This window comes from Pseudomonas sivasensis (genome assembly GCF_013778505.1).
Lineage (GTDB): Bacteria > Pseudomonadota > Gammaproteobacteria > Pseudomonadales > Pseudomonadaceae > Aquipseudomonas > Aquipseudomonas sivasensis.
In genome coordinates this window covers 76170-102044 of the sequence record NZ_JAAOWU010000006.1, presented here as the reverse complement: position 1 = coordinate 102044, position 25875 = coordinate 76170, and the positions used below count along the sequence as shown (strand labels likewise).

Annotated in this window: 18 protein-coding genes; 9 read left to right on the top strand and 9 right to left on the bottom strand. The window is 58.7% G+C overall.

Annotated elements, in window-relative coordinates:
• Positions 1–119: 119 nt before the first annotated feature.
• Positions 120–791 (top strand): DUF3313 domain-containing protein, encoded by a 672-nt coding sequence (locus tag G9Q84_RS12945; protein WP_181643465.1) that lies wholly within the window; start codon positions 120–122, stop codon positions 789–791.
• On the opposite strand, the gene G9Q84_RS12940 is transcribed toward G9Q84_RS12945, so the two are convergent.
• From G9Q84_RS12940 to G9Q84_RS12925, 4 genes are all read right to left on the bottom strand, one after another.
• A complete protein-coding gene (locus G9Q84_RS12940; protein WP_181643464.1) occupies positions 788–1771 on the bottom strand; it encodes a DUF3829 domain-containing protein in 984 nt (327 codons plus the stop codon). The two genes, G9Q84_RS12945 and G9Q84_RS12940, sit on opposite strands and share 4 nt — an antisense overlap.
• Positions 1768–3318: a J domain-containing protein gene (locus G9Q84_RS12935; RefSeq protein WP_181643463.1), complete on the bottom strand. Its 1551-nt coding sequence runs from the start codon at positions 3316–3318 to the stop codon at positions 1768–1770. Before G9Q84_RS12935 ends, G9Q84_RS12940 begins: the two co-directional genes overlap by 4 nt.
• Positions 3319–3434: 116 nt before the next feature.
• Entirely contained in the window at positions 3435–4835 is a 1401-nt protein-coding gene (locus tag G9Q84_RS12930) for a DUF1254 domain-containing protein (protein ID WP_181643462.1), read from the bottom strand.
• Between the two features lie 219 nt (positions 4836–5054).
• Entirely contained in the window at positions 5055–5420 is a 366-nt protein-coding gene (locus tag G9Q84_RS12925; RefSeq protein ID WP_181643461.1) for a response regulator, read from the bottom strand.
• Between the two features lie 239 nt (positions 5421–5659).
• Here G9Q84_RS12925 and G9Q84_RS12920 point away from each other — a divergent pair, with 239 nt between their 5' ends.
• The 5 genes from G9Q84_RS12920 to G9Q84_RS12900 all read left to right on the top strand — a co-directional run bounded on the left by G9Q84_RS12920 (position 5660) and on the right by G9Q84_RS12900 (position 12227).
• Entirely contained in the window at positions 5660–9157 is a 3498-nt protein-coding gene (locus tag G9Q84_RS12920; protein WP_181643460.1) for a response regulator, read from the top strand.
• Positions 9158–9988 carry a CheR family methyltransferase gene (locus G9Q84_RS12915; RefSeq protein ID WP_177326419.1) on the top strand — a complete coding sequence of 277 codons (831 nt, stop codon included), beginning with the start codon at positions 9158–9160 and terminating at the stop codon, positions 9986–9988.
• A complete protein-coding gene (locus G9Q84_RS12910; RefSeq protein WP_032885676.1) occupies positions 9985–10584 on the top strand; it encodes a chemotaxis protein CheB in 600 nt (199 codons plus the stop codon). Before G9Q84_RS12915 ends, G9Q84_RS12910 begins: the two co-directional genes overlap by 4 nt.
• Positions 10578–11771 carry a hybrid sensor histidine kinase/response regulator gene (locus G9Q84_RS12905; RefSeq protein WP_095184745.1) on the top strand — a complete coding sequence of 398 codons (1194 nt, stop codon included), beginning with the start codon at positions 10578–10580 and terminating at the stop codon, positions 11769–11771. Before G9Q84_RS12910 ends, G9Q84_RS12905 begins: the two co-directional genes overlap by 7 nt.
• 78 nt (positions 11772–11849) lie before the next feature.
• On the top strand, positions 11850–12227 hold the full coding sequence (locus G9Q84_RS12900) for a response regulator (RefSeq protein ID WP_032885674.1): 378 nt from the start codon (positions 11850–11852) through the stop codon (positions 12225–12227).
• Between the two features lie 34 nt (positions 12228–12261).
• Here the strand turns inward: G9Q84_RS12900 and G9Q84_RS12895 are convergent, their stop codons facing one another.
• The 5 genes from G9Q84_RS12895 to G9Q84_RS12875 form a co-directional block, all read right to left on the bottom strand.
• Complete coding sequence (locus G9Q84_RS12895; RefSeq protein WP_181643459.1) at positions 12262–16980, bottom strand: DUF8038 domain-containing protein; 4719 nt, start codon at positions 16978–16980, stop codon at positions 12262–12264.
• Positions 16981–17131: 151 nt separating this feature from the next.
• Positions 17132–18802 carry an ATP-binding protein gene (locus G9Q84_RS12890; RefSeq protein ID WP_181643458.1) on the bottom strand — a complete coding sequence of 557 codons (1671 nt, stop codon included), beginning with the start codon at positions 18800–18802 and terminating at the stop codon, positions 17132–17134.
• The gene (locus tag G9Q84_RS12885; RefSeq protein ID WP_181643457.1) at positions 18802–20301 is read right to left on the bottom strand and encodes an ATPase domain-containing protein; all 1500 of its coding nucleotides are present in this window, start codon (positions 20299–20301) and stop codon (positions 18802–18804) included. Before G9Q84_RS12885 ends, G9Q84_RS12890 begins: the two co-directional genes overlap by 1 nt.
• A 145-nt stretch (positions 20302–20446) precedes the next feature.
• Entirely contained in the window at positions 20447–21505 is a 1059-nt protein-coding gene (locus G9Q84_RS12880; RefSeq protein WP_095184748.1) for a tetratricopeptide repeat protein, read from the bottom strand.
• Positions 21506–21554: 49 nt separating this feature from the next.
• Positions 21555–22478, bottom strand: coding sequence for a bestrophin family protein (locus G9Q84_RS12875; RefSeq protein ID WP_181643456.1), 924 nt, complete (start codon positions 22476–22478; stop codon positions 21555–21557).
• Positions 22479–22768: 290 nt separating this feature from the next.
• Here G9Q84_RS12875 and G9Q84_RS12870 point away from each other — a divergent pair, with 290 nt between their 5' ends.
• From G9Q84_RS12870 to G9Q84_RS12860, 3 genes are read left to right on the top strand one after another with little or no spacing between them, the layout of a single operon-like run.
• Positions 22769–23536 (top strand): SDR family NAD(P)-dependent oxidoreductase, encoded by a 768-nt coding sequence (locus G9Q84_RS12870; RefSeq protein WP_181643455.1) that lies wholly within the window; start codon positions 22769–22771, stop codon positions 23534–23536.
• A 12-nt stretch (positions 23537–23548) separates the two neighbouring features.
• Positions 23549–24733 carry an acetyl-CoA C-acyltransferase gene (locus tag G9Q84_RS12865; RefSeq protein WP_032885669.1) on the top strand — a complete coding sequence of 395 codons (1185 nt, stop codon included), beginning with the start codon at positions 23549–23551 and terminating at the stop codon, positions 24731–24733.
• Positions 24734–24742: 9 nt separating this feature from the next.
• The gene (locus tag G9Q84_RS12860; protein ID WP_181643454.1) at positions 24743–25870 is read left to right on the top strand and encodes an acyl-CoA dehydrogenase; all 1128 of its coding nucleotides are present in this window, start codon (positions 24743–24745) and stop codon (positions 25868–25870) included.
• Positions 25871–25875: the final 5 nt, after the last annotated feature.

The window sequence follows — 25875 nt, the reverse complement described above, 5'->3', positions numbered from 1 at the left end:
TTCAGCTTTGACGCCGATCCCAGGCCTGGCAAATGCCCGAGGCTAAATAGGGCGTATTCCCCAGGATTGGCTATACCTACAGCTCACTGTTTCGATGATGACCGCCAAGGAGTTCGATGATGAAACTAAGGCTAATGATCGGCGCGCTGTGTATCGCCACGCTGGGGATGACCGGTTGCGCCAGCAAGGTCACGCAACCGGATGAGTATTCGGGCTTTCTGTCCGACTACAGCCAACTCAAACAAGCCCAGTCGCCGTCGGGCGCCGTGGTGATGCGCTGGGTCGATCCCAAGCTGGACCTGAGCCGCTACAACGCGGCATACATCGAACCGACTCAGTTCTACCCCAAACCCCACGCCACCGCAAAAATCCCCGAGAGCACCCTCAACGGCATCAACGCCTACTACAACCAAGCGCTCAAGCGTGAGCTGGCCAAGTCACTGCCCCTGGCCAGCGCGCCCGGCCCTGGCGTGATCGTGGTGCGCGCGGCAATAACCGCCGTCAGCAGCAAGACCGAGAGCCTGAAACCCTATGAATTCATCCCGGTGGCCCTGGTGGCAGCGGCGGTGAGTACCGGTACCGGCATCCGTGACCAGGAAACCACTTTGGGGACCGAAGCGCAGTTCCTCGACGGGGCCACTGGCAAGGTGATCGCCCAGGTGGTGCGCAAAGGCACCGGCAAGCCGTTGGACAACGCTGCCCAGGTAATGAAAGCCGATGACGTCAAAAGCGTGATCGATGGCTGGGCGTCGGACCTGCATCAATCCTATGTAAAGCTCAGAAACCACTAGAACGCATTCCTGGCCAGGCGGTTGTAATAGCTGAGCAGTGCGTCGTAGCGGCGGGTGACGCGGTAATAGTCGTCACTCAACTGCTGCGGCGCGGCGTGGTCCTGCCAGTCCTGGTGCAGGGTGGTCAACGCCTTGAGGTATTCATCGGCAGGCGCCTTGATGTTGTACCAGAGGTAAATCGCCTCATCGTCCAGCCTTCTGCTGGGCATGGCATTGAGAAAGACTCTGCTGTCCTCGGCGGCCTTGCGTACCCCCTCGGTCAAGTCAGCCACGCGCTGCGGGGTCAGGTTGGCGTCGCGCACGCCTTGCTCGATCTGGTTCACCGCCTGGCGCGCCGCGATCATGTAGTTGAGCAAGTGCCACTGCATGTCTCGGCCAAAGCGCGCTTCCAGCAACGCCAGTTGGGCGGGACGCACACTCAGGTCTTCATCCGCCAACTGTTGGCGCAGAGAAGTGGACGCTGCCAGGTATTTTTCGACGACCTGATCGTAGGCCAGCAGCAATTGCTTGCCAGCAGCCTCAGACGCTATTTCCTGCGTTGTCGGCGCCAGGCTGCGCGCCTGCACGCGAGTAACCCCATCGGCCAGTGCCGTGACGTTGTACAAAGCTTGCGCGTAAGCACCTGCGGCGGCGAGCAAGTTGCTGCCGGGCGCCTGGCGTTCCAGCTTCACCGTGTACTGCTGCGAACATACCGACCGCTGGATAAGGTACGGCTCGGGCTCATTGCGGTCGCCATAGGTATCGAGGGTGGGCTTGTCGGGCTCAACTTCTGGAATGGGGTAATACGCGAGGCGCGTGTCCCGGTCGACGCGGTTCACGCAGTCAATGATCGGTGCCAGGGCACTGGCTCTGGCAGTGTAGGGACTGTCGCGCTGGTCCAGCCACAGTTGCACTTTTTGCAACGGTCTGGTGGCGCTGGCCACCCCGAGCAGGCCAAGGCCCAATGCGATGCTTATGGGTAACAACCATTTTGGATTCATGGCTTGCCCTCCTGGCCGTACCACTGCACTTGGGTGGCGGGCGCCTGGCACTCAACCACGCTACTTGGCATGCGGCTGCACAGGCGTTCGGTCCACTGCTGCAGACCTTGGTTGCGGGTAACCAGGTGCTGGTTGTCGAGCATCTTCAACCCGGCATAGAGCGCGACCGCGCCAACAAGACAAAGCGTGCCGCCCAGGACGGCCCAGCGTGGATGCCGGGCGGTCCAAGGGGTGTGGTGATTCATGAACGGCCGCTTGATCAAACCCACCAGCGCCAGTGCGACCGCCAGGGTCAAACTGGCGAACGGGCTGAACACATAACCCAACGCTGCGGCCAGAATGAGACCCGGTACCAGGTCACGTATCGGCAGCAACGGCAAGTGGGTCGGGCTGAGCCAGCGGGGCAAGCGTTGGCTGAGCTGTTCATCCAGCACGCGGTAATGGTGGGCCAGCGGTCGCCAGGCCTGCCAGGCTATGCCCGCACACACCACGGCGCCGATCGACCACAGAATGCCCTGGCCCAGGGTCGGTATTACTTTGCCGGCCAAGGCTTCGGCCTTTACCAGCACACCCACCAGGCAACTGAGCACCAGCGCAACGATCCACGGCCAGCTGTCCATGGAGGCCTCCCAGCCCTGCCAGAAATACACCGTGCCACCGGGCATGCCTTCGGCAACGCTGACGTGGTCGGCATAAATATCGGCACTCAACGTCTTGCAGGCCTTCCAGTCGTCTTCGTCGAAGCGCTGAGCAAAGGCACGGCGCTGGCCAAGGCTCATGGGTGCCAGTAGCAAGCGCGCGGCACGCTGTTGCGGGCTGTCGGGCGGTTGTGCGGCCAATGCACGTTGGTGCGCCATAAAAGCAGGACCTTCTTGGCGCTTCAACATCTGCGCCCAGTCTCCAGCGAGGCACCCATGATCTGCGCCACCGTGCCAGTTTTGTCCGGCGCAAACCGCTTCGAATACAGTGCTCGACCAGTAATGATGGTTGGCAAGCAGTCTGGCCAACCATTCGTTGAACCACTCGGCATGAGGATGATTGTTCACCCAGGCATGCGCGTTGGGTGTAGCGGCGTAGGCCGCCAGGAACGCAGCGTCGTCTTGCTGGCCAAGGGCTTGGTGCAAGGGGTTCTGCAATTGGGTCCGTTGCTGGAACTCCAGGGTGCTGATTAACGCGCTGGGCAGTTCCAGGCGTTGCCAGGCAGTCAGCCAGTTGAAGGTTTCGAAGGCCCACCGGGTGTCTTCGGCATTCAGATCGCCTTCGATGCAGCGCTGTAACAGGTGGACTTCCAGCAACAGCGCGGTGCCATCGGCCATGGCCGCTTCGTAATGCTGAGCGAGGGTTTGGTCGGGCGTCTCGACCAGCACGTCATCAGCGACCTGCTCGTCCGGGTTCCACGCCAGTGCAGCCTCATAGGCTTCGCGCAGGCGCTGAAAGCCTTGCGGGTCATCGTCCGGGCGGGTCTGTTTCAGCAAGGCGGCGTATTGGCGCTTGATCGTACGGCTATCGGCATCCGGCGTCAGGCCGAGGACATTCCAGCAAGTCATGTGCGGTACAGCTCCCTAGACAATCGCAGGCGCCATGCCTGTTTTACGGCGTGATATTCCAACGGTATGGGGCAGGGCGCGCCCGGTCCAGCGCTGTTGCGACCGGGCGCGAGGTGTCACTTAAGCGGCGTCAGTGGCGGTAGCTTCCATTGACCGGAACCTACCTCAGGCTTGGGCAGGTAAATGCGCAGCACAGCGAAGAATGGGCCGGGTGGAGCCGGCAACCAGTTGCTCTGTTCGGCTTTCGGTGGCTCATGGTGCTGTAGCGCCAGGGTCACGCCGCCATCGGCGTCGCGCTTGAGATCAGGCAACATATGCGAGTTGATCAGGTAGCGTTTCTTGTGGTTGGGCACCAGCAACTTGGTCTTTGCGTCGTACAGGGTCAGGGACCAGAACGCATCGGCTGGCGGCAGTTGGTCCTTGGCGAAATGCACGGTGTAACTGTGGCGCGCACCGTTGGCAGGCTTGCCTTCGCTGTCGACGACGTACTCGAGGTAAGCGGCCTCGTCGCTGGAGTTGCCGAAGATCCCCATGTCCGCACCGGCGTAGCGGTACAGGTAGTTGTTTTGCAGATGGTCGCGACTGCCGAACAAATCACCGCTGGGCACTTGATGCGTGTCGATCCTGTCTTTTTTGAACGCTGCAAATTCAGCGCGGGCATCGCTGATGCCATCTTCCAGGGCTTTGCGCTGCTCGGCGGTCAACTGGTTGAGCGCGAAGGGTGCGCCGGGGGCGATGCCGATCCTGGCAAAACGCGCGAGCAGCTCTTTTTCACTGTCCTGAGGGGCGGCGAAGGAGAGCATGAAGTTCAGGTAGCGGAACAGCTGCGGGCCTTCGACCATGGTCGCCGTAGGCTTGGGCCATTCGACCTTCGGCGCCTTGGCCGGCGCGGCTTGTTTCACATAGCTGCTCAGGGACTGGACTTTGTAGCCGCTCTGGATCTGCTTGACCTTGTTCAGGTCTTTTTCATCGAACAGCTGCGTGCGGTACAGGGCGTAGGCGATGTTGCTTTCGCTGTACACCACGCGGTCAACGTCCACCGGCTGCTGACCTTTCCAGTCCGGGCCGGCAATCATGTAGTGGCCGCCGTTGTTGCCGGTGCTGCGGGTGCCCAGGTAGGCGAAGTTCTGTGTGTAAAGATCGATCAACTGCACCGAGTAGTAACGGTTGTCTTCGATCTTCGGCAACGTCAGCACCAGCGGCTCGCTGCGCAGGTCCATCCATACAAACGAGTAGGCCGTGTCGGAGCTCGGGGTCACGGACGCCGTGTCTTTGGGCGTAAACACCTGGGCGGTGTTGCCTATCCGGTTGAACGGCGCCTTGAAGTTGGCACCGCCTTTATCAACGGCCTGGGTGTAAAGCGTCTTGTACATCTGCACGACCGGGTAGCCATACAGATACGCTTCCTTGGCGATAGCCCGCGCTTCGCCCGGGGTCGCGGTGAAATCGGCCAAGGCGCCGGTACTCATGAGTATCGAGAGGCTCGCCAACAGCAGGCGCGTCGGTTGTTTGATCATGTTGTTGCGTCTCTTAATGAGCAGGGGTGATGTCTTCCAGTTTTCAGCTTTTATCGACGTTGGCCTCGGTCGGCGCATACAGCCGTAAAAAGCTGAACCCGTGTTTGCCGGACGAAGTTTGCACCCAGTTGCGCTCGAAGTCTTTTGGCGCGTGCGTTGAGGGGCACGATCGCGCTAGCGTCCTATTGAATGAGTAACGGGGCAGGGCGGCGACGAGTGTCAAACGTTGGGCAGCATCGCTTTGACTTTGTCACGCAGTTGATCGATGGAAAACGGCTTGGCAATCACCTGCATGCCGTCAGGCACATCGATGTTTTCGGCATAGCCGCTGGCGAACAGGATGGGCAGGGAGGGGCGCAACTCACGCACTTTGGTTGCCAGTTGCTTGCCGTCCATATCGGGCAAGCCAACGTCGGTCATCATCAGGTCAATCACCTGGTCAGTATCTTTAACCTTTTCCAAGGCCTTTTCAGCGTCGCCTGCTTCAAGCACCTTGAACTCCAACTCCTCAAGCACATCGACGATCAGCATGCGCACGATGGCGTCGTCTTCAACGACAAGGATGGTGGAGATGACTGTGGACATAATATGGAATTCCCAAAAAAGGCGAGGTTTACCGGCTGCCGTTCTGACAGGCCTCTTCCTTGAGTAAGCGCGGCCTGTAGACAAGTTCCCGCAAGCGGTAAAAACAATGCAATACAAAAGGCTAGGGAGAATAGCTTGTTCCGCTGTAGGAATCTGTACAAAACAGCTTTAGAAAAATGGTCTTGCCCGCCAGTTTGGGGCAAACTCCCGGTTTTTCCGTATTTGGCCAAGGCATGCCCATGACTCCTGCGTCGTCCGTCGATGAAAAGAGCTTTCGTAACCTCCTGAGCCGGAACGTGGCATTGCCCCTGGGTGTGGGTGTGCTGAGCGCCGTGTTTTTCGTCTGCCTGATTACCTATTTGCTAACGGTGATCAAGTGGGTTGAGCACACCGATCGGGTAATCAATAACCTTAACGAGTCGTCCAAGCTCACCGTGGACTTGGAAACCGGCATGCGTGGTTTCCTGATTACCGGCGACGAGCATTTCCTCGACCCATACGAAGTGGCTAAGCCGCGCATCATTGCCGACCTGCGCAATTTGCAGGAACTGGTGGCCGATAACCCGCAACAGGTCGACCGCCTCAAACGCCTTGAGGCCATGCAGGACGAGTGGAATAAATACGCCCAGTCGATGATAGATATGCAGCGCCAGAGCGGTGATTACCGCGGCGCGGTCAAGGCTGGCCGCGGCAAGCGCCTCACCGATGAGATTCGCAAGGAGTACGACGATGCGGTGGCGATGGAGCAACAGCTTCGCCTCACTCGCAATGAGGACGTGACGCGCACCACGGTGATCAGTGTCACCTTGTACCTGGTATTCGTACTCGGTTTGAGTGGCTTTCTGGCGTATATCGGCAGGAAGAATTTACTCTCTTTATCAGAGAGTTACGCCGCAACCCTCGCGTCTCAGCAGAAGATTGCACGGCGCCTCGAACAGCAGGCTTGGTTGCGCAACGGGCAAACCGAGCTGGCCGAGCAAGTGCTGGGCCAACTGAGCCTGAACATGCTAGGGCGCAATATCCTGCAGTTTTTCGCCCAATACATGGGCTCGGCGGTTGCGGCGCTGTATGTACGCGAAGGGCACGGCGGCCTCAAGCGGGCCGCCACTTATGGCTTCTCCCGTGACCAGGAGCAACTGGAACAATCGATCTACAGTGACGAAGGCATCGTTGGGCAGGCTGCCCAGCTGGATCGCCTGATTCGCCTGGACGATGTGCCGGTGGACTACTTTAAAGTCAGTTCCGGCCTTGGCGAAGGCGCCACCCGCAGCGTGCTTGTGATGCCGACCAGCGATGATGACCGCGTCAACGGGGTAGTCGAACTCGGCTTCCTGCGCCCGCTGGAGGACCGTGACGTTGAGTTGCTGGAACTCATCGGCGGCAACATCGGCACCTCCATCGAAGCCGCGCGTTATCGTCAGCGTTTGCAGGAAGTGCTGGCCGAAACCCAGCAGCTCAACGAAGAGCTGCAAGTGCAGCAGGAAGAGCTCAAGACCGCCAACGAAGAGTTGGAAGAGCAGTCACGCATCCTCAAGGAATCCCAGGCCCACCTGGAGACCCAACAAGCAGAGCTGGAGCAGACTAACGAACAATTGGCCGAGCAGGCCCAGACCCTGGCCGAACAGCGCGACGCCATGGACCGCAAGAACATCCAGCTCAATCAGGCTCAGGTAGAACTGGAAGACCGCGCCGAAGAGTTGCAGCGGTCCAGCAAGTACAAGTCCGAATTCCTCGCCAACATGTCCCACGAACTGCGCACGCCGCTGAACAGCTCGTTGATTCTGGCCAAATTGCTGGCGGAAAACCCCCAGGACAACCTCAGTGCCGAACAGGTCAAGTTCGCCGAATCGATCTATTCGGCGGGTAATGACCTGCTGAACCTGATCAACGACATCCTGGATATTTCCAAGGTGGAAGCCGGCAAACTGGAAGTGCGCCCGGAAAACTCCAGCGTGACGCGTCTTGTGGACGGTCTACGCGGGATGTTCGAGCCGCTGGCCGCCGACCGCAAGTTGGGGTTCCAGGTGGAGATCCAGCCAGGTGCGCCGATCATGCTGTACACCGACCGCCAGCGCCTGGAGCAGATCCTCAAGAACCTGCTGTCTAACGCAGTCAAGTTCACTGAACAGGGCCAGGTCAGCCTGTCGGTATCAAGCGCATCGGAAGGGGGCATTGCCTTTACCGTGCGAGATTCCGGGATCGGCATTGCTCCGGACCAGCAGGAAAGCATCTTCGAAGCCTTCCGCCAGGCCGATGGCACCACCAACCGGCGTTACGGCGGCACCGGCCTGGGCCTGTCGATCTCCCGGGACCTGGCGGCCTTGCTCGGTGGCTACATCAGCGTAACCAGTGAACCGGGCAAGGGCAGCGTTTTCACGCTGGTATTGCCGGAGCAGTACGTGGAGCGCGCCGAAGACGCGCCGCCGATCGAGCAGCCGCGCCAGGCCGTCGTAGTGCCGGCACCAACGCCGATCAAAGTGTCGCCGTTACCGGTGACCGACACTAAACTCATCCCGCGCTTTGCCGACGACCGCGACAAGGCACCGTTCACCACGCGCTGCATCCTGGTGGTAGAAGACGAGCCTAACTTCGCGCGCATCCTGTTCGACCTGGCCCACGAGCTGGGCTACCAATGCCTGGTCGCCCACGGTGCGGATGAGGGTTATAGCCTGGCCGAGGAATACATCCCCGATGCAATCCTGCTGGACATGCGCCTGCCGGACCATTCCGGGTTGACCGTGTTGCAACGCCTCAAAGAGCACGCCAGTACCCGACATATCCCGGTACATGTGATATCCGTCGAAGACCGCGTCGAAGCTGCCATGCACATGGGCGCCATCGGGTATGCGGTGAAACCCACCACCCGCGAGGAGCTCAAGGACGTATTTGCGCGCCTGGAAGCCAAGCTGACCCAAAAGGTCAAGCGCGTATTGCTGGTGGAAGACGACGACCTGCAACGCGATAGCATTGCCCGCCTGATCGGCGACGATGACATCGAAATTACCGATGTCGGTTACGCCCAGGCCGCGTTGGAGCTGCTGCGCACCAACGTCTACGACTGCATGATCATCGACCTCAAGCTGCCTGACATGCTCGGCAACGAGCTGCTCAAGCGCATGGCCACCGAGGACATTTGCTCGTTCCCGCCAGTGATTGTCTACACCGGGCGTAACCTCACCCGTGATGAAGAGGCCGAGCTGCGCAAGTACTCGCGCTCAATCATCATCAAGGGCGCCCGTTCGCCGGAGCGCCTGCTGGACGAAGTCACACTCTTTCTGCACAAAGTCGAATCCCAGCTGTCCCATGACCGCCAGAAGATGCTCAAGACTGCCCGCAGCCGCGACAAGGTCTTCGAGGGGCGCAAGATCCTGTTGGTGGACGACGATGTGCGCAACATCTTCGCCCTCACCAGCGCCCTGGAGCATAAAGGTGCCGTGGTGGTGATCGGGCGTAACGGCCGTGAAGCCATCGAGAAACTCAATGAAGTCGACGATATCGACCTGGTGCTGATGGACGTGATGATGCCGGAGATGGACGGTTACGAAGCCACCGCCCTGATCCGCCAGGACCCGCGTTGGAAGAAGCTGCCGATTATTGCGGTGACGGCCAAGGCCATGAAGGACGATCAGGAGCGCTGCCTCGCGGCGGGTTCCAACGATTACTTGGCAAAGCCGATCGATCTGGACCGTCTGTTCTCACTGATTCGCGTATGGCTACCCAAGATGGAACGCATTTAAGTGGAGCACGTTTTTTTGGACAAGAGCAGCGACATTGAGCTGCGCCTGCTGATTGAGGCGATATACCTCAAGTACAGCTATGACTTTCGCGACTACTCGGGTGCGTCGGTCAAACGCCGTGTGGCTCACGCCCTGCGCCAGTTCGACTGCGCGACCATTTCGGCGTTGCAGGAACGGGTGCTGCATGATCCAGCGGCATTCATGCAATTGCTGCAATTTCTCACGATCCCGGTGAGCGAGATGTTTCGCGACCCGTCGCACTTCCTGGCGATCCGCCAGGAAGTCGTACCGCTGCTCAAAACCTATCCGTCGATCAAGATCTGGATCGCCGGCTGCAGCACAGGGGAGGAGGTGTACTCCATGGCGATCCTGCTGCGCGAAGAAGGGCTGCTGGAGCGCACGATCATCTATGCCACGGACATCAATCCTGCCTCGCTCGATAAAGCCAAGCAGGGCATCTTTTCCCTGGAGAACGTGCGCGCCTATACCGCCAACTATCAGCAGGCGGGTGGGCAGCGTTCATTTGCCGACTACTACACGGCGGCTTACGATTACGCGATCTTCGACAAGACGCTGCGCGAGAACGTGACCTTTGCTGATCACAGCCTGGCGACCGATAGCGTGTTCTCAGAAACTCAATTAATTTCATGCCGTAACGTACTGATTTATTTCAATAAAAAGTTGCAAGACAGGGCGTTTGGGTTGTTTCATGAGTCGCTGTGCCATCGCGGCTTCCTGGTGCTGGGCAGTAAGGAAACCCTGGATTTTTCTGCCTACAGCAAGCAGTTCGAAGCCTTGGTCAAGCAAGAGCGGATCTACCGGAAATCATGAACGACGCGCAAGCCAGCCCGATTCGCGGGATTGAAGCCATCGTCGTCGGCGCATCTGCCGGCGGTGTGGAGGCGTTGCTGCATATTTTTGGCGAGCTGCCTGCGGGCTTTGGATTGCCGATCATTGCCGTGCTGCACCTGCCAGATGAGCGCCGCAGCCAGCTGGCCGAGGTATTTGCGCGGCGCTTGCGTATCCCGGTGCTTGAAGCTCGTGACAAAGAAATTATTGCAGCGGGCTCCCTGTATTTCGCCGGTCCCGGCTATCACCTGTCGGTGGAGCATGACCGCAGCCTGTCCCTGAGCCAGGAGGATCGCGTGCATCATTCCCGGCCCGCCATCGATTACCTGTTCGCGTCCGCCGCTGATGCCTATGGCAAAAACTTGCTGGCTATTCTGCTGACCGGCGCCAACCAGGACGGCGCGAAAGGGTTGGCCCATGTCAAGCGCTCGGGGGGGATCACCGTCGTGCAAGACCCCGCCGAGGCGCGTATTTCGGTGATGCCGCTAGCGGCCCTGGCCTTGCATACACCTGACCATATTCTCACGCTGAGCCAAATTGGCTCGTTGCTGGCTTTGCTGGAATCCTCCCCATGTTAAGTACCTTCCAGGCCAAACTGTTGATCGTCGACGATCTGCCGGAGAACCTGCTGGCTCTCGAAGCGCTGATCAAACGCGAGGATCGCCAGGTCTTCAAAGCGTTGAGCGCCGACGAGGCCTTGTCCCTGTTACTGGAACACGAATTCGCCATGGCGATTCTCGACGTGCAGATGCCCGGCATGAACGGTTTTGAATTGGCCGAACTGATGCGAGGCACCGAAAAAACCAAGAACATCCCGATCGTGTTCGTCAGTGCCGCCGGCCGCGAACTCAACTACGCCTTCAAGGGCTACGAGAGCGGCGCGGTGGACTTCCTGCATAAACCGCTGGATATCCACGCGGTGAAGAGCAAGGTCAATGTCTTCGTCGACTTGTACCGCCAAAGCAAGGCCATGAAGCAACAGGTTGAAGCGTTGGAGCGCAGCCGCCGCGAGCAGGAGCAGTTGCTGAACCGCCTGCAGGCCACCCAGGCCGAGTTGGAACAGGCTGTGCGCATGCGTGATGACTTTATGTCGATTGTCGCCCATGAGGTGCGTACGCCCCTTAACGGGCTGATCCTGGAGACACAGCTACGCAAGATGCACCTGGCCCGGGATAACGCCGCCGCGTTCACCCTGGACAAGATGCACGCGATGGTTGACCGCGATGAGCGGCAGATCAAAAGCTTGATTCGCCTGATTGAAGACATGCTTGATGTGTCGCGCATTCGCACCGGCAAGCTGTCGATCCGCCCCGCAAGGTTTGACCTCGCGCAACTGGTCAGCAACCTGGTGGAGAACTTCGCGCCGCAAGTGGCAGCCGCCGACTCGTCGATGCAACTGGTTGTGCAAGGGCCCGTCGAAGGGAACTGGGATGAGTTCCGCATTGAGCAGGTAGTCACCAACCTGCTGACCAATGCCTTGCGCTACGGGGCCAAAAGCCCGGTGGAGGTGCAGGTGTACAGCGAGCATGGCGAAGCTCGGGTCGAAGTGCGCGACCACGGCATCGGCATCAGTGCAGAGAACCAGAAGCGTATTTTCCAGCAGTTCGAGCGCGTGTCTGCCAGCCAAGTGGCGGCGGGCCTGGGCCTTGGGCTGTTTATTTCCGAGCAGATCGTTGCGGCCCATGGCGGCACCATCGAGGTCGAAAGCCAGATAGGCGAGGGCGCGCTGTTTCGGGTGTGTCTGCCCCTTGAAACGTCAGCGTGAAATCAATCGTCACTTCGACGCAACCTCTGCGTGACCCCATGGTCGTACTTGCAGCAATTGACCGAACGAAGGCTTCCCATGAGTGAAGATGCACAAGATGTCGTACTGATCGTCGAGGACGACGAATCCATTATGTTTGTGCTGGGTGAATACCTGGCAGGCCTGGGTTATCGGGTCCTGAAGGCGATCGACGGCAAGCAAGCGTTCGAGATTCTGGCGACCAAGCCGCACTTGGACTTGATGGTCACCGACTACCGTCTGCCGGGCGGGATTTCCGGGGTGCAGATCGCAGAACCGGCGATCCAGTTGCGACCGGAATTGAAGGTCATTTTTATCAGCGGTTACCCGCAGGAAATTCTCGAATGCAACAGCCCGATCACGCGCAATGCGCCGATCCTGGCCAAGCCGTTTGACCTGGATACCCTGCACGAGCATATCCAACGCTTGCTGGCGTGAAAAAGTGGCGCGTGGGCGCCACTCAATTCAATCGTTAACGTTTTAACCTTTGAACATTGGCGTTGAGCGTACTGGCTGGCGTGTACGCGAACTGCCAACCGCGTTTTCCGTCAATACCATTGAGGAAGGCCTGCAGACCTTTGTCGTTGCTCAGTGGATAGACCGTCATACCGCCGCTAATCACCGGGAGGTTGCCATTTTTGATCATGGCCATATCCAGATCTGGACTATTAGTGTTGAAAAGGTACAACTGATTGTCTTTGGTTTTTTGGATGTAGACGGTGTGCGCGAACGCTTCGCCCTCATTGGTATGCTTGAAATTCAATAGCCCGGACTCTGTAATGTCAGCGCTGTTGAACACCGTTTGGAGGCTATCTGTTTTGATTCCCATCAGGTCCAGGTAATGCGGCGAATAGTTTGTGCCGCCGCTGCGGTCTGTAGCCTTTATGACAGCATCGTACACTTCAGATGAAAGGCTTTTTTCAGCCTGCCCCACCCGCATAGACGCCTCGTAACAAACCAAGCCCTGATTACCCGGCGCTTTGTGCAGTATTTCCAAGTTCTGTCTCAACTGAGTGTTAGACAGTTTTTGGGGGCCGGACGGAGTGAGGGGGGCGCTGTACAAGCTGTTGACGTCCAGATTGAAAACGCTGTTTTTTTGCTGCCAGTCATCCGTGTGATCAAAGACCTTGAATTCCAACTTTGTTGGGTCGGTGCTATGGGTTTTATAGGGGGGCTGAAGTTTCTTGTCACGCGTCAGTTTTTCTAAGCCTTTTTGCATCGCCTCTGCGCTTGAGAAGTTGGCGAGACCATGGTTGGGATCATAAAAGTAATACGTTTTATACCCGCCATCGACTTTTACTCCCGCGGCCATCGCATGGCCTGGAGAGTCGATCATTAATGATTTCGAAACCGTCGAATTGGACAGCTCCCTGACCATGTCTTGAATGGAAACCTGGCGGGTGGGCTGTCCTGCGTGGAAGGCACTTTGGCCACCCGTTTTGCTTTGGATTTTACTGAGCTTGGCGACGAAATCCCTGGAGGCCGGATCTAAAGCAAAGGCCGCGGCGGTGTACATATTCTTGATTAACACTTGCTCCTTGCCTTGCGCCATCGCCGTTGCCATGGCACGTGCGAGAGCCGCGCACTGACCATCAGACAATTGTCCGGTTTGGGTGAGGTAAATGATTTGGGGCATAGGCGTAACGTCGCCGAAGCGCGGCTCAATGTTGCCTATAAATCGCGCCGATGTGTTTTTACCGAACTGATAGGCCATGTCGTCATATTTTTTGACCAACATGCCGACCTGTTCTGATGTTAGGGTTTTACTGGCGCCAAGCTTCATTAAGTCAGCCAATGACATCTTATTGGAGTAGCCATTGATCTTCCGCGGGTCTCCGTAAATATAGCCGCGGTCAAACGCCTCTTTATCTGGCCCTTCTCGATGGGTTCTAACGGATTTCTTCCAGTCGCCGACCACCGCGCCACTTATTCTTTTTGCAGGGTCCGTTGCTGTCGCAAAACTTCCCAAATCATTGCTGTGTACCGAAGGCAGGAAGTCTTTTATGGCAGGGCCGTAGGGTTGCCCGGTTGCCGGGTTGAAGGCGTGCCACTTTCCATCGAGAAGGGTTGCCGGTGCTTCAATGAACTCGTTGTTGACCTTGAATGTTCCCACCGAGGCCGCGTCGAAACGTTTACTGGCGGACACAAGGTCATAACTGCCAGCAGAATGAGTCAGTGTTCTAAAACCCTTTAGTACTGATGTGGAACCAGTTTTCGCGAGGTAAAAGGCCCCCTTGGCGAGGTCCGTTGCGCCGTCGAAGGGATTAAGACTTCCTATGGCTGTGCGCCCGACAATCTTAGCGCCGTGGAGCAGCTTGCTGAGTGCGGAAGCGCCGGACATCATTGCTTTGGCGCCCTTTGCCGCCGCACCGGCCCCGACGATAAAACCAAACACATCCAATGTCAGATCCAAAACGCCTTCAGCGTAATCACCGTTTTGAAAGTTGAAAATCGCCGACCTTAATGGGATCAGATTCAACATGAACTCACGCACCTTTTTGTGAAAAGGCTCCTCAGTGTCAAAGGTCGTTTGTTGTTGGGCCTCCATTGTGAGTGCTTTGATATTGATGTGTTTGATAAAAGCATCGGCAATATAAGAGGTACGTTCACTGTTAAAGCTATCGGGCGTGGCGGTTGCGCTACTTTTTTCATCCGTGAGGCCTGACGCGGACGGTGTATCGGGAATCACCTGGACAAGTTTTCTATCAGGATGGGTGTGACCGGTTGGGAATCTTCCAGGTCGAAAATCGCCCAGGTCGGTACGTTCGGTAATTTTTGCGTGTTTCAGATCTATCTCGTAGGTATGAATCTGACCCATGCGTTCAGTTTTGACCAACAGGTTGTGATCGTCACGCTCGCGTATTTTCGGCATGAGAGAGATGGGTTGATAGTCAATGTATTGCTCTTTAACAATAGTTAATTTTCCGAGTTCAAGATTATTTCGCGTGGAAATGGGTTGTTGCGATATCAAGTGTTTGACTTGCGTGCCCAGGCTTTTTTCCATGCCTGAGCAGTACGCCGAAAACGCACTTTTGAAGGCCGAGGAAAGATGAGGGAGTTGTTTTATCGTTTTCAGGACCTCGCTGATATTGACGCCAGAGGCTGACGAAACAAACCTGCTGGGCGAGTAGGGGGATCCGTCGGTGAAGAGCGCTCTATAAAAAGCATCGGGTTGGGCGGTGGGTGCGCCATGTGCACTTCTTCCATCCATGTACAAATCCAGGACCGAATAAGGTCCGGGGAAATCCGCAACAGAAGGCTCCAGCGTGATGCACTTTTCATCAAAAAGTGCCGCAGCCATGTGCGGCAGCGCCTTCTGTAACTGTTCCCGCGCCATGTCCCTGGCTATCGGCATCGGTGCACGTTGCGCGTCGCTGGCAGTTTTCAATTCAGCGATCCGAGCATGAAACGCGTTGCGCACTGCGTTCATCTGCGTTTCGTTTTCAGGGTAAGGCAAGCCATTGGCACGCCCCCAGTCCTTGAGCGGTTCCTGCTGGACAAGGAACTCAGTACGGCGCTCCTCTTCAGAGATCGGTGCGATCGCCGCTTGCAGCATCACCTCGCCATAGGTCATCGCCGCCGTTGATCCCGCTGCCTTCGCCTCAAGGCGCCCGACGGCGGTGACAAAACTGACCCAACTGTGAGAGCCGAAGGTCAGGCTTTCGGGGATGTCCTTGACCAGCAACTCCGGCGTACGGCTTGCCAACAACAGGTGGGCTTGCAGCGCTGCTTTCTCGGTCGATGATGCTTGGCCTGAGGACACCAGGTAGTCGCTCAGGTCCTTGACGATGCCCGCTACAGGCTTCCCGTAAACATTAGGGCCCAAGGTAGAAATGCCCGCTACGTAGCCTCTGGGAGCGCCTGGTTGAACCTTACGGTCAATACTCAGCGCAGCCAGCAGCCAGTCGTTGGGACTGCCTTTCACAGACTTTGCATCGAAACTGCTCTGCAGTGCTTCGCCAAGTGCCTGCCCCCTGGGCGACTGGATCAACCTGTCGAGGACCCGTTGAGGATGACGTAACTCGGAAGGCTCGAATGTCGCGTCTTGCGCCAGGTACTCCAGCACGCTCTTGAAAGGCTTCAGGTCAATGTCGCCGATCTTGCCGTGACGTAGGTTTGCCCTCAGTTGCCACTGGCTGCGGGTGTCGAGTGGTATCGGCCATGCCAGTGCACCGCCATAGTTGCCATGGGGCGGGTGTTGGGGTTCTGGTCTGAGCAGGGCCGCGGCGAGATTCTCCGCTTCCTGGTGATTGGTGGGAATATCCCAACCGTTTGCCTGCAGGTAGTGCTCAAGTGTGGCTTCGCCCCATGTGTTCATGGCAGCTTCTGGATAGCTGCTGTCGGGGGCGATCTGGACGTTGTTTTTTTGCAGGTGATCAAGAATCAGCTCGGGGGGAAGATCGCCGCGCTTTAAAAGCATGGCGAGATGCGTGAACGCAAACGCGGCATCACGGCGGGTATTCTTATCTCCCAGGGCCTTCTTTTGCCCTGTGAGTGCCTCCTCACTGCGCGCCTCTTGAAGGCCGGCGGGTAGCTGCGCAAAGGATTTATCCTGCGCCAATTGCGCCGCTCTGTCCTGGCGCTCTGCGACTGACGATTTTTCGGGCTCCCGATAGAAGCGCTTCACCAGCCATAACGGCGCGCTGTTGCTGTGTTCGGACAACGGCGGGGAGAAAGTGGAAAGTCCGTTGCCCGCCGCTATGACCTTCGCCGCCTCAACGACAGGGCCGCTTACCCCGGACCACTGCTTGTCTTCCTGGCCATGCGTCTGTGTCACTGGTGATGCGGCGATATAGCGCTGAACTTTGAAAGATACTTGACCCGATTCGGGCGTGATTTTCACTGTGCGGCTATCCACCCCGATGTGTCTCATCCACTCCTTGACATCATCGGACTGCATCGCTCGCCCTAATTGCGCCCACCACTGACCGAATGTGGAGTTGGGAGGAATGTTTCCTATCATCACCTCCCGATCCTGACTTTCAACATCAGTCAAGCGAAGGAGTGCCTTGCCATAAATCTCGGCCAGAAGGCTGTCGCCCTCGGAACGGGCGGTGTCATGGGAGGGGACGGGACCTTCAGTCCTGAGCCCAGGCTTATTGAACTGGGATTGATCTACGGACGTCAGTGGCGCGTTGACGTTCATCGGGAGGTGATGACTGAGCACTACATCATTACGGGATGGGATCATTGGCTAGCTCGTCAGGTCGGCAGGGAGGAACACCCTAGGTGTCACTCTCAGTACCCAAAACCGTTCTGGCGATTCCGCTTATCCCGACGCCAATGATTTCCGAACTTTTCCCTCTTGACCTGGCTGTGCCGCAAGCAATACATGCATCACATCACGCCCGGATCATCTCCCGCACCTTCGCCGTCAACAAATCAAAGGTAAATGGCTTGGTAATCAACTGCATGCCAGGGTCGAGAAAACCACCGCGCACGGCGGCATGTTCGGCATAGCCGGTAATAAACAATACCTTCAGATCCGGTCGCATCTGCCGGCCGATCTCTGCCATTTGTCTGCCGTTCATGCCGGGCAAGCCGACATCGCTGATCAACAGGTCGATCCGCTGTTCAGATTCAATGATCGGCAATGCCGTATTGGCGTCCTCTGCCTCAACAAACCCATAACCCAGCTCTTTAAGTACTGCGCTGACCAGCACGCGTACGGCGGGATCGTCCTCGACGATCAGCACGGTCTCCCCGGAATTGGCAAATGGCAGCAACGCAGGGTCGACGGGTGCGGGCACGACGGTCTCACCCAGAAAACGTGGCAGGAACAGGCTGACGGTCGTCCCCAGGCCCACCTCGCTGTGCAGGGTGACGTGTCCGCGGGACTGACGGGCGAAGCCGTAGATCATCGATAAACCAAGGCCGGTGCCTTGGCCGATCGGCTTGGTGGTAAAGAAGGGATCGAACACACGGCCAATCACGCTTTGCGGGATGCCGCAGCCGTTATCACTGATGCTCAGCTCAACGTAATCGCCTGGGGGCAGGGTGCCAAACGCAGCGGTGAAAACGCTGTCCAGGTGCCGATTCGACGTTTCCACCGTCAGCTTGCCGCCGTTGGGCATTGCATCGCGGGCATTGAGCACCAGGTTGAGCAGGGCGCTTTCCAGCTGATTGGGGTCGGCTTCAGCTGTCCAAGGCTGGTCGGTGAGTTGCATCTCAAGGGTAATGCTTTCATTGATGCTGCGTTGCAGCAGTTCACCCATGGAGCTGACCAGTTCATTGATATTGACCGGTTTGGAGTCCAAGGATTGCCGGCGGGAAAACGCTAGCAACCGATGGGTCAATCCGGCTGCGCGGTTAGCTGACGTGACGCCAAGATCGATGAGGCTATCGAGGTCGTCCAACTTGCCACGGGACACGCGCCTGCGCAGTAACTCGAGGCTGCCGATAATCCCGGTGAGCATATTGTTAAAGTCGTGGGCGATACCGCCCGTTAATTGGCCGACGGCTTCCATTTTCTGTGATTGGCGCAGCGCCTCTTCGTTGTGGCGCAGTTGCGCGGTGCGCTCTTCGACTTGTTGTTCAAGGGTTTCAAGTGTGCGTTGCAGGCGCAGTTCGCTTTCGCTCAAGTCGATCAGGCGGTCACGCGCCTCGTACTGGCGACGACGGCCGCGCAGAGCAGCGCTGACCAGGCTGATCAGGGTCACCGGGTGGAAGGGCCGCTCCAGGAAGGTCACATTGCCGAGCAGGCCACTGAGGTGGGACGAACCGTTCTGTTCGCTGCCGCCGTGATGGGTCATCAGCACGATGGGCATATCCGACCAAGCGGGCTGCTGGTGCAGTTTTTCCAGCAGCGGCTCCAGATCGATACCGCGCAAGGCTTCGGCGGCAATGATCAACAGACCTGCACCTTCTTCCATCGCGTCGCACAGCATCGGCAGGTGGGTCGCGACGATGCCGGAGTAACCGGCTTCGTTGAGCATCATCAACGCCAGTGAACTGTCGCGCCCCACTGGCGCCAGGATGATCGCGCGTTCGGAAACGCCAAGTAGATTCGGCACTATTGCTCATCCTTGAGCAAAGGGGAGCCTGCGCCCATGTAGGTCGGGATGCCGCGCAGTACGCCCTGGAAGTTGTCCAAGGGCTCGCCGACGGTCAAGCCACGGTTGCTGATGCGGTATTCACGAATGGTCGACTCGTGGGCGCCGGTACGTTTCTTGATGATCGAAATCGCCCGGCGGACTTTGCCCAGCGCTTCGAAGTAACGCAGCAGAATCACGGTGTCGGCCAAGTAGGTGATGTCGACCGGTGCTTGCATGTCACCCACCAACCCGTGTTGAGCGACGGTCATGAAGGTCGCCGCACCGCGCCGGTTGAGGTACAGCAGCAACTCGTGCATGTGCAGGATCAGCGCATTTTCTTCAGGCATCGCCGCCTGGTAACCGTTGATGCTGTCGATCACCACGGTTTTGATACCCCCTTCGTCGACAGCGCGGCGCACCCGGTGGGAGAACTCGCCAGGGGACAGTTCGGCAGCGTCCACTTGTTCGATCATCAAGTTGCCGGTGGCCTGCAGCGCTTCAAGGTCGATACCCATGTTGTTCATGCGATCAAACAACAACCCCAGCTCTTCGTCGAAGATAAACAGCGCTGCCTTCTCTCCGCGTAACACAGCGGCGGCAGCGAAGATCATCGAGATCAACGATTTGCCGGTACCGGCCGGGCCGAGAATCAGGCTGCTGGAGCCCGTCTCGATACCGCCGCCCAACAATGAGTCCATCTCGCTGATGCCGCTGGTGAGCGTCTGGCGGTTGTAACCACCGCGGTGTTCGGCGGCCACCAGGCGAGGGAATACATGCACCCCGTCCTGCATGATGGTGAAGTCGTGGAAACCGCCGCGATACTTCTGTCCACGGTACTTCACCACGCGAACGCGGCGGCGTTCGGCACCGTAGTTCGGCGTCAATTCTTCCAGACGGATCACGCCGTGGGCCACGCTGTGCACGGTTTTATCCAGGGATTCAGTGGTCAGGTCGTCCAACAGCAGTACGGTGGCGTCATAACGCACAAAGTAGTGCTTGATGGCGAGGATCTGCCGGCGATAACGCAACGAACTCTGCGCCAGCAGGCGGATCTCAGAGAGGCTGTCGACGACCACGCGGGTTGGCTTGACCCGTTCCACCACCTCAAAGATCTGCCGCGTGGCTTCACCCAGCTCAAGGTCAGAGGAATACAGCAGGCTCTGTTGGTGCTCGGCATTGAGCAAGCTTTCCGGTGGGGTCAGCTCAAAAATATGGATGTTGTCATCCAGGTCCCAACCGTGGGACTTGGCGCCCTGGCGCAACTCGCGCTCAGTCTCCGACAAGGTGATGTACAAGGATCGCTCGCCGTTTTTTGCCCCGGCCTGAAGGAAATGCAGGGCCACGGTGGTTTTACCGGTACCAGGTTCACCTTCCAGCAAAAACAGGTGGCTGCGCGATAGCCCCCCGGCAAGAATGTCATCAAGACCTTCGATGCCGGTGGCCGCCTTTTCACTGAACAGCTCTTTGGATGTAGACAAGAAGTGCCCTCGGGTCACGTACAAGTGGAAGGGCATGTTCGTCACAACACGCCATGTTTACTTGACCGTGGCACTATGCAACCGTTCAACAAACGGCTCAATTTATCGGTACAGGCGAGCCGTCCGCGAGGTGTCGTGGCGTGTCTTAGAGCCCTTGCTGCAAGGCCGGATCGTCCGGATTCTGTTGCTCAAGCTGAGCCAGCAGCACTTGGACATTCTGCAACTGCCCACTCTCTTTCCAGTAGTTGACCAGCAGCACCCGAGCCTTGCGATTGGCCGGGTGGCGCTGGACGATTTCTTCCAATTGGCGCTGCGCTGCCTCCAGCTCCTGCTGGTCGTGCAGGGTGGTGGCCAGGTCGTAGCGGTAATCCTGATTATCCGGCTCAAGCTCTACCGCTTTGGACAGGCCGAGGAGGGCATAAGGCCGCTCGCCATGGTGCAGCAGCCACATGCCGAGGGCGTGTTGCAAGTAGGCGGATTCGGGGTGAGACGCCAACTGCCGCGCCAGCAATTGGCGGGACTCGTCGGTCTTGCCTTGCTTATCCAACAGCTCGATCTGCGCGACCACTGCTTGCAGGTTGTCCGGTTGCAAACGCATCGCCTGTTCCAGGGCCTGTTGCGCCTCCGGCAACAGCGCGCTGTGGATGTAGAGGCGTGCCAGCTGAATCCACCCCTCGGCGGTTTCGGGCTGGGCCTTGAGGTATTTCACGAATTCGTCCAACACCTGCTGCAGCGGCCCGAAATACAGGCCAAGTGTATCCGGCGACAGGCCGAGCAAAGCATTGGCGGCGGCAAAGCGCACGCTTTGCTCGGGGTCATCCAGCGCCGGGCCCAGCAGCAGGGTGCGCTGGCCCGTGGGCACAAGGCCGACAATGCTGTGGATCGCCGCTTCGCGCACCACCGGCGATTCATTGATCAGGTCTTTATCCGCCAGCTTCAGGGCCTGGGGGCTTGGATAGTTGTGCAGTTCGGCATGCAGGGCGGCGCGGCGCTCATCGGTCAGGTCCGGGCGGCCCAATTGCTGATACAGCACTCGGGCGGCGCCAGGCTCGCCGTTACGCGCCTGTTTCAACGCTTTGGCGTAGCCATGGGCAATCGCGGGAGCCACAGCCACCGGGGCGGAGCGGGAGAAATACCAGGTGAGCAGCACAATGAAGAACAGGGCGCACAGGCCGACGATGGCGTAACGGCGTGACTTTGACATGCAGGCGTCCGAAAGCTTGAGTAGCTATTACAAAGGCCGTCAGCTTCGGTCAGACCAGGGCAGGTGTCAAACCGGCGTCAGGTGTGAGCACGTACTCCACTGGTTCCAAGGGCGCTGGCAGTTCGGTTTCGCCCAGCGCCGCGAGAATCTCACGCTCCAAGGTGCGTAGGAGCGCATTGCAGGGCAGGTCGTTTTCATCAAAGCCGAACGGGTCTTCCAGGTCATCGCCGATTTCATCCAGGCCAAAAAAGGTGTAGCTGACAATGGCGGTGAACACCGGTGTCAGCCAGCCCAGAGGTTCGGCCATGGCGAAAGGCAGCAGAATACAGAACAGGTAGATGGTGCGGTGCAAAAGCAGCGTGTAAGGGAAGGGCAGTGGCGTGGTCTTTATCCGCTCGCACGAGGCCTGAACCTGACTCAGGCCGACCAAGCGGGTTTCCAGCTGGGTGTAGCGCCATTCGCTGATGACGCCCTGCTGAGCCAGTACCGAAAACCGCCCGCCGAGCTGTTGCAGCACACGGTCCGGCAGGTTGGGATGGTCCGCTTCCACACTGGCCCAGGGCTGTATCGCCTGGGCTTCATTTTCATGGCGCAGTCGTGCGATCAACCCATGGGCAAAGCCCCCCAGCCCGCGCAACACGCGCGCACGTTCAGCGGCATCGGCGAGTACTTGTGTTTCACGGATCAGCGAGCGCACCTCGATGATCATCTGCCCCAACTGCTTGCGGCCCTCCCACCAACGGTCATAGCAGGCATTGTTGCGAAAGCTCATGAAGATCGACAACGAGAGCCCGAGCAAGGTGAAGGGCGTGGCGTTGACCTTGGAGAAGTACGCGGGGTGCAGGGTTTCCACGAGCACGATCACTGACGCCAGCAACGTGACCAGTAGGCTGCGCAGGGCGATGCGTTTGGCAATCGAACCTTTGAGGGAAAACAGGATACCCAGGAGATTGGGTTTAGGACGCACGATCATGGGGGGCTTCTTTGGTGGCGCAGTCCATCAGGTTAGAAGCTGATAGGGAGGGCGTCCAATCGCTTGGGCTTACCGGCTGATCGGTGGGGTCTATGATCGGAGGTGCGCCAGCTTCTGTGTTAAGCAGGCCTCTGTGGTGGGCGGGGCAAGTCCACTCACCACCAGTGCCTTGCCCCCTTGGCCAAACCAGTCAGCCATGTTGAAAGCTTTGACCATTGTCGCTGTGCAGCACCCAAGCGACTATCTGGGCCATACGCTCGTTACCCGGTCCATCGTTCAAGGAAACAATGATGCAGATTGAAAACAAGGTTTTTCTGGTCAGCGGCGGCGCTTCGGGCCTCGGCGCGGCCACCGCTGAGATGCTGATCGCCGCTGGTGCCAAGGTGATGCTGGTGGATTTGAACGCCGAAGCGGTCGCCGCCAAGGCCAAGCAATTGGGTGAAAACGCCCGCAGTGCGGTGGCTGACATCAGCCAGGAAGCTGCTGCTGAAACCGCCGTTCAAGCCACGGTTTCTACCTTTGGCGGCTTGCACGGGTTGGTCAATTGCGCAGGCGTGGTGCGCGGCGAGAAAATTCTCGGCAAGAACGGCCCTCACGTTCTGGCGAACTTCGCCCAGGTGATCAACGTCAACCTGATCGGCAGCTTCAACCTGTTACGCCTGGCCGCTGCGGCCATTGCGGAAACCGAAGCGAATGCCGACGGTGAACGCGGCGTGATCATCAATACCGCTTCCGTGGCCGCCTTCGATGGGCAAATCGGTCAGGCTGCGTATGCGGCCTCCAAAGGTGCCATCGCCAGCCTCACACTGCCCGCGGCTCGTGAATTGGCGCGTTTCGGTATTCGCGTAATGACCATCGCTCCCGGTATCTTCGAGACGCCCATGATGGCCGGCATGACGCCGCAAGTGCGCGACTCCCTGGCCGCCGGCGTGCCATTCCCGCCACGCCTGGGCAAGCCTGCCGAATACGCCGCACTGGTGCGGCACATCATTGAAAACAGCATGCTCAATGGCGAGGTGATCCGTCTTGACGGCGCCTTGCGCATGGCAGCCAAGTAAGGAGAGTGACCCATGACTGATCCCATCGTGATTGTCAGCGCCGTGCGCACGCCCATGGGCGGGTTCCAGGGTGACCTCAAGGGACTGACCGCGCCTCAACTCGGTGCCGCCGCTATTCGTGCAGCGGTTGAGCGCGCCGGTATCGCCACCGACGCCGTGGATGAAGTGCTGTTTGGCTGCGTACTCCCTGCTGGCCTGGGCCAGGCGCCAGCGCGGCAAGCGGCATTGGGCGCCGGGTTGGACAAGTCCACCCGTTGCACCACCCTCAACAAGATGTGCGGCTCAGGTATGGAAGCCGCCATCCTGGCCCATGATTCACTGCTGGCGGGCAGTGTCGATGTGGTGATTGCTGGCGGTATGGAGAGCATGTCCAACGCGCCGTATTTGCTGGACCGCGCCCGCAGTGGCTACCGCATGGGTCATGGCCGCGTCCTCGACCACATGTTCCTCGACGGCCTGGAAGACGCTTACGACAAGGGCCGTCTGATGGGCACCTTCGCCGAAGACTGCGCCCTGCATAACGGCTTCACCCGTGAAGCCCAGGACGCCTTCGCCATTGCCTCCCTGACCCGCGCTCAGGAGGCGATTACCCACGGCAACTTCGCTGCCGAAATCGTCCCGGTACAGGTCACTGTCGGCAAAGAGCAAAAAACCATTCTGCACGATGAGCAGCCCCCCAAAGCCAAGCTGGACAAGATTGCCAGCCTCAAACCGGCGTTTCGCGAAGGCGGCACGGTGACAGCGGCCAACTCCAGCTCGATTTCCGACGGTGCTGCGGCGCTGCTGCTGATGCGCGAGTCCGAGGCGCACAAGCGTGGGCTCAAGCCGTTGGCGGTGATCCATGGGCATGCTGCATTTGCCGATGAGCCGGGGCTGTTTCCCGTGGCGCCAGTGGGTGCGATTCGCAAATTGATGAGCAAGACCGGCTGGAACCTTGATGAAGTGGATCTGTTCGAGATCAACGAAGCCTTCGCGGTGGTCAGCCTAGTGACCATGAGCAAGCTGCAAATCCCCCATTCCAAGGTCAACGTGCACGGCGGTGCCTGCGCCCTCGGCCACCCGATTGGTGCCTCGGGTGCCCGCATCCTGGTGACCTTGCTCTCGGCCCTGCGCCAGAAGGGCCTCAAGCGTGGCGTTGCCGCGATCTGCATCGGCGGTGGTGAAGCCACAGCCATGGCCGTTGAATGCCTGTATTAAGGAGCCACGATGCTGCCCAATGACGAACAACTGCAAATCAGCGACGCGGCCCGGCAATTCGCCCAGGAACGTCTCAAACCTTTCGCCGCCGAATGGGATCGCGAGCACCGCTTTCCCAGTTCGGCCATCGGCGAGATGGCCGAACTGGGGTTTTTCGGCATGCTGGTGCCGGAGCAATGGGGCGGTTGCGATACCGGCTACCTGGCTTACGCCATGGCCCTGGAAGAAATTGCCGCCGGTGATGGAGCCTGCTCCACCATCATGAGCGTGCACAACTCGGTGGGGTGCGTGCCCATCCTCAAGTTCGGCAACGACCAGCAAAAAACGCAGTTCCTCACGCCTCTGGCCAGCGGCGCCATGCTGGGGGCCTTTGCCTTGACCGAACCGCAGGCCGGTTCCGACGCCAGCAGCCTGAAAACCCGCGCGCGTCTGGACGGTGACCACTACGTGCTCAACGGTTGTAAACAGTTCATCACCTCCGGGCAAAACGCTGGGGTGGTGATTGTGTTTGCCGTTACCGACCCAGCGGCAGGCAAACGCGGGATCAGCGCGTTTATCGTGCCCACCGATTCGCCGGGCTACAGCGTCGCGCGGGTCGAGGACAAGTTGGGGCAGCATGCGTCCGACACGTGCCAGATTCTGTTTGAAGACGTGAAGGTCCCGGTGGCCAACCGTTTGGGTGAGGAGGGTGAAGGCTACAAGATCGCCCTGGCCAACCTCGAAGGCGGCCGCGTGGGCATCGCCTCGCAAGCAGTGGGCATGGCCCGTGCCGCGTTTGAAGCAGCGCGCGACTACGCCCGCGAGCGCGAGAGTTTCGGCAAACCGCTGATCGAACACCAGGCGGTAGCCTTCCGACTCGCCGACATGGCCACGCAAATCGCCGTGGCACGGCAGATGGTGCATTACGCCGCCGCCTTGCGCGACAGCGGCAAGCCGGCGCTGGTGGAAGCGTCGATGGCCAAGCTGTTTGCCTCGGAAATGGCCGAAAAAGTCTGTTCGGCTGCCTTGCAAACCTTGGGCGGTTACGGTTACCTGAGCGACTTTCCCCTGGAGCGGATCTACCGCGATGTGCGGGTCTGCCAGATCTACGAAGGCACCAGCGATATTCAACGCATGGTCATCTCACGCAATCTCTAAGGAGC